The sequence below is a fragment of the Mesorhizobium sp. M1E.F.Ca.ET.041.01.1.1 genome, from assembly GCF_003997355.1.
Lineage (GTDB): Bacteria > Pseudomonadota > Alphaproteobacteria > Rhizobiales > Rhizobiaceae > Mesorhizobium.
The window spans coordinates 1-1,302 of record NZ_RZSL01001021.1 but is presented as its reverse complement, the minus strand read 5'-3'; the positions used below and the strand labels follow the sequence as shown (position 1 = coordinate 1,302).

General features: G+C 65.0%; 1 protein-coding gene and 1 pseudogene. One reads left to right on the top strand and one right to left on the bottom strand.

Going from position 1 to position 1,302, the window contains the following annotated elements; translation table 11 throughout:
* Positions 1-503: pseudogene (locus EOA38_RS36970) on the top strand (glutamate--tRNA ligase); the annotation flags it as partial.
* Here EOA38_RS36970 and EOA38_RS36965 read toward each other — a convergent pair.
* Complete coding sequence (locus EOA38_RS36965; protein ID WP_348627557.1) at positions 421-1,098, bottom strand: DUF2865 domain-containing protein; 678 nt, start codon at positions 1,096-1,098, stop codon at positions 421-423. The pseudogene EOA38_RS36970 and the gene EOA38_RS36965 sit on opposite strands and share 83 nt — an antisense overlap.
* Positions 1,099-1,302 lie beyond the last annotated feature (204 nt).

Genomic DNA, 1,302 nt, shown 5'->3' with positions numbered 1-1,302 from the left:
ACCTCAACGAGCTCGCCGGGCATTTCGACCCGGCAGCGACGTCCAAATCCGCCGCCAAGTTCGATCCCGACGAGCTCTTCGTGCTCAACCGGGCCCTCATGCATCACATGCCGTTCGACGAGGCGCGGGACCGGCTGATGGTGCTCGGCATTTCCGGCGACAACGCGGAGCGCTTCTGGCTGGCGGTGCGTGGCAACATCGACCGCTTGTCCGACGCGGTCGCTTGGTGGCGCATCCTCGCCGACGGTCCGCAAGAGCCGGCGGAATTTTCCAGCGAGGATCGCGAATTCCTCCACCAAGCCTTCGACCTTCTGCCTGAGGAGCCTTGGAACGGCACGGTCTGGAAGGACTGGACCGGCAAGATCAAGGAAGCGACGGGCCGCAAGGGCAAGCCGCTGTTCATGCCTCTGAGGCTGGCGCTTACTGGGCAGACTTCTGGGCCTGAGCTTTCAGATCTATTGCCGCTGATGGGTCGGGAAGGAACGCTGGCCCGACGACCCTGACCTTGCGCTGTTCCGGCGGCAGAGCCGAAACCGGCGACACCGGCGCCTTGGTGGTCAGGCGCTTGATCGCCTCGCGATCAAGCCCGCCTTCGGCATTGGCAAGCGTTTCGGGGTCGGCGCCGGGATCGGGCTTCGAGGCCGGCACCGGCATGAAGGGCGTCGCCTCGCTGTCCGGCTGCGACTGCTCGGGATTGGGCGGATTGCCGGCGATGATCGAAAAATTGCCGGCCTGGGCATTGCAGCCGCATTGCGGCGGCCGCGAGTAGTTGGCCTGCTTGTAGAGATAGGCGGTCGGCAGCTCGCTGTAAGGTTGGCCGGTCACCGACGAGGTCATATTGCCGGCATCATCTTCCATGCCTTGCGCGTAGAAGACCTGCATTTTGGTGCCGGGGCAGCTCGATTCGCAATTCTTCTGATCGCGTTCGAAATCGCCGTAGGAGGCGGCGTTCGACATCGGGAAGAAATAGCCGTCGCAGGTGCGCACGCAAACCGTGCGGAACTCGCCGCTCTGCCTCGGCAGATCCGTGCCGTCCGGCTGGTTGATGACGCGGCGGATGTTGCGGACGCTGGGGTCGTCCGGCGGAGCATCGGCCACTCCAGGCGTGTCGAGCGTTTCGATCTCCTGATCGCCGCAGCCGTATTCTTGCGGCGCTTGACGCCAATGGCTGCCGCGGCGACGAGGTCGCGCCGCGGCGCACGCCGATCGAAGAGGCTGCCCGCAACAGTGGCGGCGGCAATCTGTTCGAGCAGCTTTTCGGCCGCGGCGATCAGGAGATCGAAACGCTCGACACGCCTGGAG